Raw genomic sequence first — 14,079 nt, 5'->3', positions numbered from 1 at the left:
ATTACCACCTCTTCAGCGAGTAGCCTTTTTCTTTGATTTCGTGCATAATATCGATGTCCTGGTTCTTTTTCAAAAGCACGCCCACAAAAGGAATTTCATCCTTGAGCTTGTTCACATTGACGCCGCTGATCATCAGCGCCTGCAGCCAGTCCAGCAGCTCAGAAGTGCTGGGCTTTTTCTGCAGCTCCTTCATGCCCCGGATCTCGTAAAAGGCTTCCAGCGCCTTTTGGCAGAGCTTGCGGTCGATATCCCCGTAGTGAACGCGGATGATTTCTTCCATCTTGCCTGTATCCGGGAATTCGATGTAATGGAAAAAACAGCGGCGCAGGAAAGCATCCGGCAGTTCTTTTTCCGCATTGGACGTGATGATTACAATAGGACGGGTCTTGGTGCGGATGGTCTCCTTTGTCTCATTGATATAGAATTCCATTTTATCCAGCTCCCATAAAAGGTCGTTGGGAAACTCCAGGTCCGCCTTGTCGATCTCATCGATCAGCAGCACCACCTGCTGGTCGGAAGTGAAAGCTTCGCCCAGTTTTCCCAGCTTGATGTACTGTTTGATATCGGAAACATCTCCCTCTCCGAACTGGCTGTCGTACAGTCTTTGGACCGTATCGTAAACATAGAGCCCTTCCTGGGCCTTGGTGGTGGATTTGATCCCCCATATGATCAGATTCATGCCCAGGGCATCGGCGATGGCTTCGGCCAGCATGGTTTTTCCCGTTCCCGGCTCGCCCTTGATCAGCAGCGGCTTTTCCAGCGCAATGGAAACATTGACCGCGTTCATCAGCTCCGGCGTAACAACGTATTTGTCGCTTCCTTTAAAAACATCTAATTTTTTCATCGATTTCTTCTCCTTTTATATTTCAGCCTATACTCCGGCTATAAATCCCACTAAAACAGGTACTGCGATACTGAGAACCACTCCCGATAGAAAGGAATAGACCGCAATGTCCCCTCTTGTAGCTTTTTCAACGATGGGCAGGCACACATCCATGGCCGCAGCTCCCGGCAGCGCCACCGTTTCTATATACCCGATTTTTTTTGCAACAATCGGAATCAGCAAAATTCCAAACAGCTCCCGCATTACATTGTGCATGAAAGAAAGTGCGCTCACGTAGGTCGAATACTTGGAAAGCATCACTGGCGCCAGCGTATACCAGCCGAAGCCTGAACCAATGGCCAAGGCGTCACGGATGCCCAGGGACGGCAAAATCAACGCCCCTGCGAGAGAGCCGATCAAGGTACCAAAAATGATCACAAATGGAAAGATCAGAATACGCCATCCGGCTTTCTTGAAATTTTCTACTACGGTCCCTTCTCTTCCGATATCCATTCCCACAAAGAACAGCAACACGCAAAGGCCCGCAATCAAAACATTACCGGAAAGGTCAATGAACCAATCAGGGAGAAAAAAGTACCCGGCCAGAATTCCGGCGATTACGGAAATTAAAATTGCTCTAGTCATCGGTTTTCATGCCCTCCTTACTGAAGCCCAGCAGCTTTCTGGCGGCAAAAACTGCGCCCACGCTGCCCGCAAGGATCAAAAGGGTTAAAATGAACGCCGTAAGCCCAATCGACGAAAGGGATGCGATAACACTTTTATCAGCTCCGATGCGGCTTCCCATCGTAAAAACCAGGACGATAATCGCAATCAGCTGTACCTTTCCCGTCCACTTAAAGTCCTTTTCCGATTTTCTCAATTTGCTTCCGACGAAATAGCCGAAAAAGGTGATCGCCAGATATAATACCAATAAATTCATTCATTCTCTCCTTAAGTTTTCCCAAAACAAATCAAACATGCATATTATACCATCGATCCCTATCCCTTGTTAAGTCTTTTTCCAGATTGGCAGGCTGCCATGCCTCTTGGATCATGCCTATCAACAAAGCCTGCCGCGTTTCATAGTATATAAAAAGCAGTTTTAAATATGAAGGAGGACTTTTATGTTAGACAAATACCCTTTTACACCAATCACAATGCGTCACCCCTACTCCAGCTTTGTTCCATATCTGGATCCCAACACCATGTATTTTCATTATGATGTTATTTATAAAAATGCCGTCGAAACACTCAACCAGCTCATCGCAGCCAATCCCCAGTATGGCAGCTGGACGCTGCAGGACTTGATTTTAAAGGACATTCGCCAGGTTCCTGCTGTGACCGCCCAAAAGATGAAATTTTATGCAGGTTCTGTCTACAATCATGGCCTGTTCTTTGAGGGGCTTGATCCCAGCCGCGCTACTCTGCCCCATGGGAATCTTTTAAAAGCGATAAATGCCAACTACGGAAACTACGAAAATTTTAAGAACTTGTTTGTGGACGCGGCCAAAAGTGTCATGGGCAGCGGATGGGTATGGCTCAATTCAGAAGGCGGCGGCAAGCTCCATATTGCAACGACCGGTAATTGCAGCAGTCCTGCCATTGACAAGCTGATGCCGGTGATGGCGCTGGATGTATGGGAGCATGCCTACTATCTCAAGTATCCTGTACAGGTGGATCGTTTTGCGAGAAACTGGTTTGAGGTTGTTGATTGGGGCAAAGCAGAGGCTAGGTTCAATCAGAAGAAATAAAATTTCAGAAAATTGAAACTGTATATTGTACTGGCAAGCCGAATATAGTATAGTATAGTCAACCATATTGATTATACTATACTATTTACTTTTTGAAAGGACCAACCTATGGATAAACGGCAGCTGCGGGATTCCTTTTTAGGATCGCTGCAAAAAATGTATGACATGGAACTGGTTGCCCCATTGATGGAATTCTGTCAGGGAGAGATGCGGGTCCTTCTTTATCTGGACGTCCATAAAAAAGAAACCGTCTATCCCTCAACGCTGAGCGATTCCCTATTTGTTACCCGCCAAAGAATTACTACCATCCTCTCCGCTCTCCGCAAAAAAGGATACGTCATCATGGAGACGGCCCAGGAGGACCGGCGGCGGATGCAGGTTCGCCTCAGCTTGGCTGGCGGCCGCTATGTGACAGAAAAACGCAGGTTCGTTGAACAATATTTTGATATGCTGCTGGATGCCATCGGCGAAAAAAATATGTTGGAATTTCAGCGGCTGGTTCAGTTGACAGCAGAAAAGATGGAGGGGATTTCCAAATGAGCTATGTTACATTTCAGGATGTTTGTAAATATTACCACATGGGCAGCCAGACCATTGCCGCCGCCGATCATATCACCTTTTCCATCGGACAGGGAGAATTCTGCATCATCGTCGGCCCCAGCGGAGCCGGTAAGACAACAGTGCTCAACATTTTGGGAGGCATGGATTCCTGCGATGAAGGTACAGTCCTTTTAGATGATCGTATCGTAAGCAACATGAACGAAAAAGCGCTCACTGCTTACCGCCGCCATGACGTGGGTTTTGTATTCCAGTTTTATAATCTGGTTCAAAATCTGACTGCACTGGAAAATGTGGAGCTGGCCTCTGAAATATGCAGCGCACCTCTGCCTCCGGAAGAGGTGCTGCACTCCGTAGGCTTGGGTGAGCGCATGGACAATTTTCCGGCGCAGCTTTCAGGCGGCGAACAGCAGCGGGTGGCCATCGCCCGGGCATTGGCCAAGAACCCCAAGATTCTTTTATGTGATGAGCCTACCGGAGCTCTGGACTACAGCACCGGAAAAACAATTCTCAAGCTGCTCCAGGATTGCTGCCGCAACATGAATAAGACGGTAATCGTAGTAACCCATAACCAGGCGCTGACGCCCATGGCTGATCGGGTGATCCACATTCATAGCGGCAAAGTGTCCCGAACCGAAGAAAACAACCATCCTATTCCTGTAGAACAAATCGAGTGGTGATCTGATGAAACGCAATTACACCCGCACAATCACAAGAGAGATCAAACAGAGTTTCGGCCGTTTTGTGGCCATTATAGCCATCGTCGCTCTGGGAGTAGGCTTTCTAGTGGGGATCCTTTCCTCAACTCCTGATATGAAGGCCTCCGTAGATCAATACTACCAGGACAGTTCTATGTCGGATTTTAATATTAAATCGACCATGGGTCTGACCGGCGAAGATGCTGCGGCACTTGCTTCCCTTCCCCAGGTGGACCAGGTGATGCCTGCTTATGTGACGGATGTGCTCATGTCCACCGGCGAGGACGAGGTTCTGGCCGGACGAATCTATGGCCTGGAGCTTTCCAAAAACAACAGTGCTGCCTTCATCAACGATTTGACCTTGGTTAAAGGGCGTATGCCGAAAAAAACTGGTGAGTGCGTAATTGAAAAACCCAACGACTATATGTCCCAGCTGTCTATTGGTGATACCCTTGCCATCTCCCCGGATACGGAGGATCTTTCCGACACCTATCGGCAGCAAAATTTCACCATCGTTGGAATTGTCAACAGCCCTTATTATTTCTGCAATTCCAAAGAACCAGCCTCCGCGGGCAATGGACGGGCGGGTGTCATTGTCTATACAGACAGCTCCGCCTACAAGCTGGATGCCTATACCGATCTTTTCCTTACCCTTAAAAATGCGGGAGCCTCTTTTTCGGACGATTACAAGGATCATATTCAGACAGTATCCGATGAGATCGACGACCTTTCTGCGGTGCGGATCGCAGCCCGCTATGACGAGATCGTTGCAAAAGCAGAGGATAAGCTCAAGGATGCCAAAGAAAAACTAGATAAGGAAAAGAAAAAATCGGAAAAAGAGCTGGCTGACGCAAAAAAGCAGATCGATCAGGGCCAGCAGGAGATTGACAGTGGAACCGCCCAGCTGGGCAAAGCCAAGGCGCAGTTAAAGACCGGCGAGGCAAAGCTGGCGGATGGCAAAAAAGAACTTAAATCGGGAAAAGCCCAGCTGAAAAAAGCGAAGGAGGCGCTGAGTACTGGTAAGACCCAAGTGGAGCAGGCCCGAAAGCAGCTGAATGAAAGTAAAAAGCAATTGGACGCAGTAAAGGATCAAGTCCAGCAGGCAAAAGAAGCTTTGGCTGCTGGATATCCCTTGTCCGATGAAATGCTGGCCCAAATTGCTGCCTACGATCAGGGGCTCGCCCAATATGAACAAGGGCTTGCCCAAGTGACGGAGCAAGAAAAGAAACTGGCTGGTGCAGAAAACCAGATTAAAGCCAATGAAAAAAAGATAATCCAATCCCAAAAGGAAATCACAGCAAACGAAAAAAAGTTAGCCGATGCCAGGAAGACTATTTTTTCCAATGAAAAAAAATTGGCCGATGCAAAAAAGAAGCTGGATAGCGCACGCCTTGCGTATAAGGATGGAAAAGAAACAGCCGCAGCCGAGATTGCCAAGGCAGAGAAGAAAATTGACAAAGCACAAGCGGATATTGACGATCTGGACAAACCTGAATGGTACATCCTGGACCGAAATTCCAATGTCAGCTACGCCCGCTATCAGGTCGATGTGGAGAAAGTAGCCGATGTGGCCGCAGTCTTTCCTATTTTCTTTTTCCTGGTGGCCGCTTTGGTATCCCTCACTACCATGACCCGAATGGTAGAAGAGGAGCGGATTCAAATCGGTACTCTAAAGGCTCTGGGCTACAATCGTCGCACCATTATGGCCAAATACCTGATTTACTGCGGTGCGGCCACGGTTCTGGGCTGCGCCGTAGGACTGGCCAGCGGCTTTCAACTGCTGCCCACCGTTCTCTACAAGGCCTATGCCTCCCAATACGAACTGCCGGAGCTGATCCTTCAGTTCAACGGAAAATTTGCACTCATATCCTGTGGACTGGAAATTCTCTGTACCCTGGGAGCGACCTGGTTTGCTTGCAGCCGCACGCTCAGCGAGAAGCCTGCCGCTTTGATGGTGCCCAGAGCGCCCAAGGCAGGAAAACGCATTTTGCTGGAGCGGGCAACGGCTCTCTGGAAGCGGCTTTCTTTCAGCTACAAAGCCACTGCACGAAATATTTTCCGCTATAAAAAGCATCTTTTCATGACCATCATCGGCATTGCCGGCTGCACGGCGCTGATGGTCACTGGTTTTGGACTGCAGGATTCCATGTCGGAAATCGTTCATACGCAATATGACCAAATCTTCAAGTATGATATGAAGATTGAACTGGTAGAAGATAAAACCGACTCCACCCTCCAGGATTTTCTGGACGGAAAAGCGCACACCAAAGTAAGCAGTCAGGCTGCAGAGGCTTCTTCTGCCGGTGGCAGCGAGAAGATCAGTACCACCCTTTATATACCGGAGAACGATCAGGCTTTTTGTCAATTTATTCTTTTGCGTCATCCCAGAAGTAATACCGCCATCTCCTTTGATCAGGATGGGGTGATCATGACTGAGAAAATGGCCGATGTACTGGAACTTTCTCCGGGAGATCGCTTTACGCTGAAAAACATCGATGATCAGACTGCCGAATTTACCCTCACCGACATTACGGAAAATTATGTGGGCTGCTACCTTTATATGGATCAATCTGTATATCGGTCGGCTTTCGGCGGCTTTGATTATAACGGTTATCTGGTGCAGTCTGGAATAAAGGGCCTGGCAGCTCAGGATCAGACTGCTCAGGGGCTTCAGGATTCGGAATATGTGGCGTCCTCTGAATTTAATTCTCAATTGAAGCAAAGCTATGAGGGGATGCTGTCCAGCATCAATCTGATCGTCTATGTGCTCATACTGTGCGCCGGCGCCCTGGCTGTAGTGGTTCTCTACAACCTGACCAATATAAACATCAATGAGCGCAGCAGGGAACTGGCGACCCTGCGGGTTCTCGGCTATTATCACAATGAGGTGGCTCGCTATATTTTCCGCGAGATCGGACTCTTGTCCATTCTGGGAACACTGGCAGGGCTGGCCGCTGGGTTTGCCCTTCACCGCTATGTGGTGATCACTGCCGAATCGCCTGATTTTATGATGGGACGCGAAATCTCGCCCCTCAGCTATGTACTGGCCGCCCTGATCACCCTGGCCTTCTCAGCGCTGGTGGACGTTCTGATGATCTTTAAGCTGCGGCGCATTGAGATGGTGGAATCGATGAAGGCTGTTGATTAATCTCATTTTTTCTTCATATAAACGCGCGACAAAACAAAAAGGCGATTGCACGGTGACTGAAACCAGTCATGGTGTAATCGCCTTTTTAATGGAAAATAGAATAATATGATATGGGGTTTTTAGGGGAAATGAGGTTTCGGAAAAAAATGAAAACTAGTATGCTCTAATACTTATCTTTATCCGGCCTTGGGAGTTTCATAATAAATGTCGCCGCTGGTTTCTCAATTACGATCGTATATTTCATAGCTCTATGCCTTCCCGCTTTGCCAACTCTTCAAGCGTTATAGTATCATGCTTTTCCGGATCGTTATCATTCATATAATTGTCAACCAGCTTTTCATCTCTTTTTTACATTATATATGACTTCAATGTAAAGCGCAGGAACAGCAACGCATTCCACTCCCATCAATACCGCAGCGGTACGGAAGAAACCTTGCAGGTCTGAGGAAATCCGTAGTAATGAAGCATGTATTCAACTCCATTGACCGCCATTTCTTTATCCAGCGCAGGGCCGGCTGTTACGCCTGCGATCGCCCGCCCCTTTTCAAGAACGTCGATCACCAGGCAGGGAACTTGAATACCTCGAACCTTTCGGAATTGGTAACAGCACTCCGGTAAAGCATGGACCCGCTCATTTTCCGCGCAGATGACCAATCGAACCTCCCGCTCATGTGCAAAGGCGCTGTCTTTGTAGAATAAACTCATGGTTTCAAATGCTCGATCCAGCTTGGAAAGCAGCACCTCCCGTTCAATCTGAGACGGCAGTTTGCTCCATTTTGCCTGCGCTTGCCGCATGATTTGATCCAGGGCAGTCAACTTTCTCCGTTCATCATAGACAACGCCTCTGCACATGACGCTGCCCCGCCCGGCGGTGAGCTTTTCAACGATAGGATGTTCCCTCATCTGCCGGATCAGTTCCCGGGTATGAAAATGCAGATTATATCCGGCCGCATGGATACTGCGTGTATAATAATTCCACATAGGCAGGCTGTCCCGGTCTTTTGAACAGGACAGCACAAAGTAGCGCATTGCCCGCTTGTCGGACGGATTGGTATTGATCAGCTTATAAAAGATGGAATTGTTTTCCCCGAAATAGCGTCTTTCCACTTCTTTGATCCAATTCTTTTCCAGCGGAGCCTTCTGCAGATATTCCTTTAGGATCAAATAAAAATTCTTTCGTTCGCTCCTGTCGTTGAGGAAAAGACTATCAGTAAAGTATAAAGTCCCCGTCGAAAGAATCCCGCAAAGACCATCTGCGGAAGTGTAATGATAGATCCGATTATAATCGTCCATGCCTGCACCTTCTACAAAATAACGGCTAAACTGAGGATCACCAGCACCAGCAAGAACAAAATCAGCAGGAATTTCCAGACCCACTTGAGGTAAACGCCGTAGGAAACTCTTGCGATTGCCAGGGCCCCCATCAAAACTCCGCTGGTGGGCGTGATCAAGTTGACCAGTCCGCTGGCTGAAGCATAGGCAGTGATAATGACATCCCTGCCGACAGATGCGAAATCCGCCACCGGGGCCATGATGGGCATGGCAAGGGCTGCCAATCCGGATGAAGATGGAACCAGGAAGGAAAGGAGCAGAAAGAATAAATAGGACAAATCGACAAATGCCACCGAGCCCATGGATTTGAGGGACTCCTCTCCCCAGTGGAGGATAGTGGCTGTCATGCCCCCGTCATTCATCACCACAGCGATTCCTCGGGTAATGCCGATGATTAAAGCTACCCCCAACAAATCCTTTGCCCCATTGAGAAATAATTCAATGAATCTCAGCTCTTTCCATCTCCAGATCAGTCCGCAGATAAAGGACGACAGCAGGAAGAGGATCGTAATATCGCCGAACCACCAGGAACCCAGAGGCGTGATATGTCCCAGCACTGTTCCCAAGACCGGAATGCCTAGTACCCATTTGTTAAAGTCTTCAAAAATGGTGATACCGAACTTGTCCGCCCAGGGAATGACCCCCAATACCATGATAAAAAAGCTGATGGCAAACACCCACAGAATTGCTTTCTGTTTTCCGGTCATGGCCTGGCTGCCTTCCGTTTTCTGTGAGAGGAAATGCTGTTCATTGCTTTCTTTCATGTGGTAGACCAGCGATCTGGATGGATCGGCTTTCACTTTTTTCCCGTAGGACATGACAAAGAGAATCCCGATGATCAGTGTCACTACTAACAGGATTATCCTCAGTACGATCCCCTCGCCAATGGAGATGCCGGCAAACCCGGAGGCAATTCCGGTGGCGAATGGGTTGACCGTAGAACCCAGACAACCGATGCCTGCACCCAGAAAAATTACTGCAAACCCGGTGATGGAATCAAAGCCGGCCGCGATAAAGACAGGGATTACCAATACATAAAAGGCAATCGTTTCCTCTGACATACCAAAAATGGTCCCTCCCAGTGCAAAGATGCACATAAGGATGGGGATCATGATTGTTTCTCTTCCAGAGAGTCTGGTTACGATGGAGCCAATTCCCGAGTCAATGGCGCCGGTATCTGTCACCAGGCCTAAAAATCCGCCGATAACCAGAATAAATACGATAATATCGGTTGCGTTAAAAAATCCTTCGATGGGCGCCCGCAGCACTTCCCAAAATCCCTGGGGATTCTGTGCGATTGCCTCATAAGTGCCGGGAACCGGTTCCAAAGGCGTAGCGTTTTCATCTACATACTGGTAAGTCCCCGCCGGTACGATCCAGGTCAGGACAGCGATCACAATGATGATCAAGAACAGTATGGTAAATGCGCTTGGCATTCTGAATTTTTTCATAATAAAATCCTCACAATTCCTGTTTTTTGTTAGCTTGCACAGGTGTGAGGATTTTTATTCTAGTACACGAGTGTACTGACACGTTGAAGTTTGGATAAATGACGCCGAAGGATTTTTATCTCACAAGGCGGAAGAATGAGGCGTAGCCGCAGCTACGGCGAACGATGACAACGCAGTGAGGGGAAAATCCGGCAAGTCATTTGCCGGATTTTCAGCGTGTCAGTACACTATGTTCGGTCAATAAAGGAATTTCCGCAGCTGGGACAAGTGATTTTGATCGTCCCTTTTCCTTTGGGTACACGAACAGTCTGCCCGCAATTGCGGCAGCGGTAAAAACTAAATTGGGCGTTTTCGTTTTCATTGCCGCCGGCCGCACCTGGACCATAACCGGTATTTGCGTTTCCGCCTTTCCAATTATTCACTGTGCCGCCGTTCTTCTTACGGCTGAATTTGGCGCGAAGGGCAAGATACTTCTGATTTTCCCGCTGTCTTTTGTATATATTTCTCGATATGATGCGAAAATATGCATAGATTAGCAGCGCGATTCCTGCCAAATAGACAAAGCGGAATCGAATGAGATTGGACAATAATATAACGACCATAGACGCAATGATCAAGAATTGTCCAAAAGCGTCAAACCCATATCGCCCCTGCATAAATTGATATAACTTCGCTCTCCAGTTGTTCATTGTTTAACCTCTTTTTCCAAATCGTTACTTTACATTCTAACACATTTCTCATATTATGATAGTGGTTTTATAGAAACTTCATCAAGACATCAAACGAATTTCTGGAGGTAGATTATGAAAAAGTGGATCAGCGTGATTGGTATTTTAGCAGGCAACTTAATTCTGGCGCTCAGTGTGGCAGCCTTTGTCATTCCTAGTAATCTGATGGCAGGAGGCACCACCGGGCTCGCGCTCTGTTTGGAGCATTACTTCGGCATTCCTATAGCTGTTTCTGTGGCCGCGGCCAATGTGACCTTGTTTGCCGTGGGACTGGTCTGCCTGGGACGCAGGTTTGCGGTGACTACGCTGATCAGTACGTTTCTATACCCACTGCTTTTGGACTTGCTGCAGAAGCTGGATGTTCTGCAGCATTTGACGGACAACCTGTTGTTGGCGGCCGTTTTTGCAGGAACACTTATGGGTCTGGGCGTCGGACTGGTATTAAAGGTCGGTGCATCCACCGGAGGCTTCGATATTCCGCCGTTGATCTTTCATAAAAAATTCGGAATTCCCGTCAGCGCCAGCCTCTATGCCATCGATACCCTGATCATTCTGGCACAAGTAACCTTTTCTTCTCCGGAAAAAGTCCTCTATGGAATCATTGTCGTCTTTCTCTGTTCAGCAACCGTCAATAAAGTGATGGTTATGGGCAGCAGCAAGGTACAGCTAATGGTCATCAGCAAAGATTATCAGGCCATCAGACAAGGACTCCTTCAAAAGCTGGACTGCGGCGCTACCCTGGTAAACATCGAAACTGGATTTACCGGCGAAAAGCAATTAGCCATTATGAGCATTCTCACCGGCCGCAAGCTCAATGAAGCCAAGAAGCTGATTCAGGAAATTGACGGCAATGCCTTTATGGTCATCTCTTCCGTCACCGAAGTACGGGGACGCGGCTTTACTCTTGAGCGGCAAGCGAACCTTTTGGATGATCATCCAAAAGAGTAGTCTACTCAGCGCAGAGCCCATCATACAAAAAATTCCCGAAAATTCCGGAACTTTTAATCCTGTCAGCTCAATAAATCGATCAAGTCCGGCAGACGCAATTTCAAATCGCTCAACAACAATTCCATTTCCAGCATTTTTTCTTTTCGTCTTCGTTCCTGGTTGATACGGTCAATTTGCAGCAGCACAGATTCCAGCTCTTTTCGCATGTATTCTTTGAGTAAGTCTTTCATAAAATCATCATGCTTCAACATCCGCTCTGCTTCGTCATCGGTCACATCTGTATTCCACGTCATCAGATAACGTTTTGCCAGCGCCTTTTGACGGTCCGCCCTGCTGCGGTTCATCATAACTTTCGCAATATCGTTCATACCCAATGTACTATTTCCTTCAACCATGCTTCATCAATAGTTAAAGTTATCCTTTCTACTTCTATTATAGAGATCGAATGGATCAAGAAATAGTGGTAATATCCGGTAATTTTACAGTAGGAAGTGATTTTACCGGTTTCGCTTACAAGCGGATCGACACGTAAGTGCCGTCTGCTTCAACATGGACAAGCTCCAAGCCTTTATAGGGTTTTAGGCTGCCCCAGCATTCCTGCCATAAGAACGCAATCGTCTGCTTTGTGATCAACTGATCATAGGGCGGCTCTACCTTTTCGCGCATTTTGGCAAAAGCCGCTTCGGGCACAGCTCGCAATACCAAGCCGACCATGGATAACGGCGCCGGCATGGAAAAGTTCACGTCCTCTGTACGGATTCGAATCCACATGACACTTCCCCTCTATTTATCTACGTAAATGCGTACAATTGTTCCGTCCGCCGCTGTCACGTTCACAAAATCGCCTTCCACTTCATCGTCCAGGCATTCGCAAACTGCATCTATCATGGCCGAAAGATCCATGCCTTCCAAGTTCTTATCCGGAATTGGAAGCTTTCCGGTGGCCTTTAATATTTTCTTTACCGCCCCGACCGGGAATTGAATGTTAACCTTATCTCCTTTTTCACTATCTACAATAATGCGGAACATCTTTTTATCGTAATTGCTGTGCATTGTTACCGCATTCTCCTGCTGATCGTCTGCACCGACGGCCTTCATCAGTTCAGCTGCTTCATCGGCGGTAATCGTACCTTCTTCTACCATTTTTAAAATTCTTAGTTTTTCGTCCATTGTATTCCCCTCTCTTCCTCATTACTTTAATTTTTCAATCGCTTCTGCTGCGGATATTTCACCTCGTTCCAACGAATTCAGAACTTCTTGGCGCCGGCTTCGTTCCTCTTCTTTATCCGCGCTGTTCTCGTACCCCAATTTTTTAATAATACCATCCAGTTTGGCTCGTACGGTTGGATAGGAAATCTTCAATTCCTTTTCCACTTCTTTGATATTCCCCCGGCAGCGGATAAATGTTTCGGTAAAGTAAAGTTCTTCGCCGGACAGATAATCAAATTTGCTCAGTGAAAAGTCGTTTTCAATCACAGTTCCGCAGTCTCCGCATTTGAGCCGCGCTGCTCTTAACTCCCCCTGGCAGACCGGACACTGACTGATCACTTTGTTCATTCCCAGGCCCTCCTTTCCGATGTCTTTACTTTACACCCGCTAATTAAAAATGTCAATATATTAATTAACATTTTTAATGAACCGATTAATATATTTAAGTTTCCGAGCAAAATTCCGAATTTTAGAAGCTGCCCCACCCGGTTGTCCCGGGCCGCTCCAGACTTTCCGGATTTTCCGGAAAAGTTCTGCAAAAACGAAAAAAATTTACGCAAAGTTGTAGGGCGGCAGGTCCTCAAACAGAAAAAAGCGGGGGAGCCCCGCTTTGATCTGAATTTGAGAAAGCGCAATCGTTGAAACGTGCGTAAATTCGATGAATTTTTTTGGTTTTTTCCGACAAACTGGCAAACTGGCAAACCGGCAAGCAGCAAAACCCGACGATCTTCTCAAACTCATACGGGCGCCACTTCACAAACAATCAGCCGCAAATCCGCGACTCGAAAGCGGACTTCGAATCCAGCAAACTCAAATCCGTAAATCCGATCCGGATCATTCTGGTAAGAAGGCCTGGGATCCTGGCGCAGCGCTCCAATCAGCGCCGCCTGTTTTTCCGCCGGAATAAGGCCCAGCCACTTTTCAGGAAAAACAACTTCAAGCCCGTAGTCCCTGAAAGCAGCGCTGAACCCGCCCTCAGCCTCCGGACAGCTGTCCGCATGGGGAATATAGGGCTTAATATCTAAAATGGGAGTGTGATCCATAAGATCAACACCAAGCACGTGCAAGACCGGGCCCAGATGTGGATCAGCTTCAATCGCTTTCAGTTCCACGCAGGACAATCCGATAGGATTGGGCCGGAAAGGGGATCTGGTGGCAAATACACCCATTCTTTTGTTGCCTCCCAGCCTTGGCGGCCGTACGGTGGGCGACCAGCCCTGCCCCGCGGACTGGGAAAATTCCCAGATCAGCCAGATATGGGAGAATTCCTCCAGACCCCGCACCGCTTCCATTATGCGAAATTCCGGCTCAAAGATAATCCTTCCTTCCAGTTCCTTTACCAGCCCGCTCTGGCGGGGTATTCCAAATTTTGTAGAAAAATCGGTACGGATATACCCGATCGGTTTTACCTGCCGCATAATCGACCACTCCCA

16 protein-coding genes are annotated in these 14,079 nt (G+C 47.8%); 5 read left to right on the top strand and 11 right to left on the bottom strand.

The features are described from left to right. Position 1: 1 nt before the first annotated feature. Genes LG211_RS01200 through LG211_RS01190 form a run of 3 tightly spaced genes read right to left on the bottom strand, consistent with a single transcriptional unit; the run spans position 2 to position 1,763 of the window. The gene (locus tag LG211_RS01200) at positions 2 to 844 is read right to left on the bottom strand and encodes an AAA family ATPase (RefSeq protein WP_269476897.1); all 843 of its coding nucleotides are present in this window, start codon (positions 842 to 844) and stop codon (positions 2 to 4) included. Between the two features lie 27 nt (positions 845 to 871). Next, positions 872 to 1,468, bottom strand: coding sequence for a LysO family transporter (locus tag LG211_RS01195; protein ID WP_148395554.1), 597 nt, complete (start codon positions 1,466 to 1,468; stop codon positions 872 to 874). Continuing rightward, a complete protein-coding gene (locus LG211_RS01190; protein WP_148395553.1) occupies positions 1,461 to 1,763 on the bottom strand; it encodes a LysO family transporter in 303 nt (100 codons plus the stop codon). Before LG211_RS01190 ends, LG211_RS01195 begins: the two co-directional genes overlap by 8 nt. Before the next feature lie 184 nt (positions 1,764 to 1,947). Between LG211_RS01190 and LG211_RS01185 the strand changes: the two genes are divergently transcribed. From LG211_RS01185 to LG211_RS01170, 4 genes are all read left to right on the top strand, one after another. Continuing rightward, entirely contained in the window at positions 1,948 to 2,574 is a 627-nt protein-coding gene (locus LG211_RS01185; RefSeq protein ID WP_148395552.1) for a superoxide dismutase, read from the top strand. Between the two features lie 108 nt (positions 2,575 to 2,682). Beyond that, the gene (locus tag LG211_RS01180; RefSeq protein ID WP_253021135.1) at positions 2,683 to 3,114 is read left to right on the top strand and encodes a MarR family winged helix-turn-helix transcriptional regulator; all 432 of its coding nucleotides are present in this window, start codon (positions 2,683 to 2,685) and stop codon (positions 3,112 to 3,114) included. Next, positions 3,111 to 3,812, top strand: coding sequence for an ABC transporter ATP-binding protein (locus tag LG211_RS01175; protein ID WP_148395550.1), 702 nt, complete (start codon positions 3,111 to 3,113; stop codon positions 3,810 to 3,812). The genes LG211_RS01180 and LG211_RS01175 overlap by 4 nt, the downstream gene beginning before the upstream one ends. A 4-nt stretch (positions 3,813 to 3,816) precedes the next feature. Further along, on the top strand, positions 3,817 to 6,978 hold the full coding sequence (locus tag LG211_RS01170) for an FtsX-like permease family protein (protein WP_269476896.1): 3,162 nt from the start codon (positions 3,817 to 3,819) through the stop codon (positions 6,976 to 6,978). Positions 6,979 to 7,383: 405 nt separating this feature from the next. On the opposite strand, the gene LG211_RS01165 is transcribed toward LG211_RS01170, so the two are convergent. The 3 genes from LG211_RS01165 to LG211_RS01155 form a co-directional block, all read right to left on the bottom strand. Further along, positions 7,384 to 8,271: a DUF2971 domain-containing protein gene (locus LG211_RS01165; RefSeq protein ID WP_148395548.1), complete on the bottom strand. Its 888-nt coding sequence runs from the start codon at positions 8,269 to 8,271 to the stop codon at positions 7,384 to 7,386. An 11-nt stretch (positions 8,272 to 8,282) separates the two neighbouring features. Beyond that, on the bottom strand, positions 8,283 to 9,761 hold the full coding sequence (locus LG211_RS01160; protein WP_148395547.1) for a YfcC family protein: 1,479 nt from the start codon (positions 9,759 to 9,761) through the stop codon (positions 8,283 to 8,285). Between the two features lie 227 nt (positions 9,762 to 9,988). Further along, complete coding sequence (locus LG211_RS01155) at positions 9,989 to 10,450, bottom strand: TFIIB-type zinc ribbon-containing protein (RefSeq protein ID WP_227754788.1); 462 nt, start codon at positions 10,448 to 10,450, stop codon at positions 9,989 to 9,991. Between the two features lie 114 nt (positions 10,451 to 10,564). Between LG211_RS01155 and LG211_RS01150 the strand changes: the two genes are divergently transcribed. Next, positions 10,565 to 11,437, top strand: coding sequence for a YitT family protein (locus LG211_RS01150; protein ID WP_227754789.1), 873 nt, complete (start codon positions 10,565 to 10,567; stop codon positions 11,435 to 11,437). A gap of 62 nt (positions 11,438 to 11,499) precedes the next feature. Here LG211_RS01150 and LG211_RS01145 read toward each other — a convergent pair whose 3' ends face one another. From LG211_RS01145 to tsaA, 5 genes are all read right to left on the bottom strand, one after another. After that, on the bottom strand, positions 11,500 to 11,805 hold the full coding sequence (locus LG211_RS01145; RefSeq protein WP_269476895.1) for a hypothetical protein: 306 nt from the start codon (positions 11,803 to 11,805) through the stop codon (positions 11,500 to 11,502). 142 nt (positions 11,806 to 11,947) lie between these two features. Beyond that, complete coding sequence (locus tag LG211_RS01140; RefSeq protein ID WP_148395542.1) at positions 11,948 to 12,208, bottom strand: hypothetical protein; 261 nt, start codon at positions 12,206 to 12,208, stop codon at positions 11,948 to 11,950. A 12-nt stretch (positions 12,209 to 12,220) separates the two neighbouring features. Next, entirely contained in the window at positions 12,221 to 12,607 is a 387-nt protein-coding gene (locus tag LG211_RS01135; protein ID WP_148395541.1) for an SHOCT-like domain-containing protein, read from the bottom strand. Positions 12,608 to 12,628: 21 nt separating this feature from the next. Then, positions 12,629 to 12,994, bottom strand: a complete 366-nt coding sequence (locus tag LG211_RS01130) for a DUF2089 domain-containing protein (protein ID WP_148395540.1) — start codon at positions 12,992 to 12,994, stop codon at positions 12,629 to 12,631. Positions 12,995 to 13,383: 389 nt separating this feature from the next. Next, positions 13,384 to 14,064 carry a tRNA (N6-threonylcarbamoyladenosine(37)-N6)-methyltransferase TrmO gene (gene tsaA, locus LG211_RS01125; protein ID WP_272490535.1) on the bottom strand — a complete coding sequence of 227 codons (681 nt, stop codon included), beginning with the start codon at positions 14,062 to 14,064 and terminating at the stop codon, positions 13,384 to 13,386. Positions 14,065 to 14,079: the final 15 nt, after the last annotated feature.

It is taken from the genome of Hominibacterium faecale, assembly GCF_020734085.1.
In the GTDB taxonomy this organism is placed as follows: Bacteria; Bacillota; Clostridia; order Peptostreptococcales; family Anaerovoracaceae; genus Hominibacterium; species Hominibacterium faecale.
Note: the sequence above shows the minus strand (reverse complement) of the source record. Positions and strands in the feature narration are given on the sequence as shown.

What these genes read in the sequence shown, in the direction of transcription:
- LG211_RS01200 (WP_269476897.1), bottom strand. Translation starts at nt 844, where the DNA reads ATGAAAAAATTAGATGTTTTTAAAGGAAGCGACAAATACGTTGTTACG.
- LG211_RS01195 (WP_148395554.1), bottom strand. Translation starts at nt 1,468, where the DNA reads ATGACTAGAGCAATTTTAATTTCCGTAATCGCCGGAATTCTGGCCGGG.
- LG211_RS01190 (WP_148395553.1), bottom strand. Translation starts at nt 1,763, where the DNA reads ATGAATTTATTGGTATTATATCTGGCGATCACCTTTTTCGGCTATTTC.
- LG211_RS01185 (WP_148395552.1), top strand. Translation starts at nt 1,948, where the DNA reads ATGTTAGACAAATACCCTTTTACACCAATCACAATGCGTCACCCCTAC.
- LG211_RS01180 (WP_253021135.1), top strand. Translation starts at nt 2,683, where the DNA reads ATGGATAAACGGCAGCTGCGGGATTCCTTTTTAGGATCGCTGCAAAAA.
- LG211_RS01175 (WP_148395550.1), top strand. Translation starts at nt 3,111, where the DNA reads ATGAGCTATGTTACATTTCAGGATGTTTGTAAATATTACCACATGGGC.
- LG211_RS01170 (WP_269476896.1), top strand. Translation starts at nt 3,817, where the DNA reads ATGAAACGCAATTACACCCGCACAATCACAAGAGAGATCAAACAGAGT.
- LG211_RS01165 (WP_148395548.1), bottom strand. Translation starts at nt 8,271, where the DNA reads ATGGACGATTATAATCGGATCTATCATTACACTTCCGCAGATGGTCTT.
- LG211_RS01160 (WP_148395547.1), bottom strand. Translation starts at nt 9,761, where the DNA reads ATGAAAAAATTCAGAATGCCAAGCGCATTTACCATACTGTTCTTGATC.
- LG211_RS01155 (WP_227754788.1), bottom strand. Translation starts at nt 10,450, where the DNA reads ATGAACAACTGGAGAGCGAAGTTATATCAATTTATGCAGGGGCGATAT.
- LG211_RS01150 (WP_227754789.1), top strand. Translation starts at nt 10,565, where the DNA reads ATGAAAAAGTGGATCAGCGTGATTGGTATTTTAGCAGGCAACTTAATT.
- LG211_RS01145 (WP_269476895.1), bottom strand. Translation starts at nt 11,805, where the DNA reads ATGAACGATATTGCGAAAGTTATGATGAACCGCAGCAGGGCGGACCGT.
- LG211_RS01140 (WP_148395542.1), bottom strand. Translation starts at nt 12,208, where the DNA reads ATGTGGATTCGAATCCGTACAGAGGACGTGAACTTTTCCATGCCGGCG.
- LG211_RS01135 (WP_148395541.1), bottom strand. Translation starts at nt 12,607, where the DNA reads ATGGACGAAAAACTAAGAATTTTAAAAATGGTAGAAGAAGGTACGATT.
- LG211_RS01130 (WP_148395540.1), bottom strand. Translation starts at nt 12,994, where the DNA reads ATGAACAAAGTGATCAGTCAGTGTCCGGTCTGCCAGGGGGAGTTAAGA.
- tsaA (WP_272490535.1), bottom strand. Translation starts at nt 14,064, where the DNA reads ATGCGGCAGGTAAAACCGATCGGGTATATCCGTACCGATTTTTCTACA.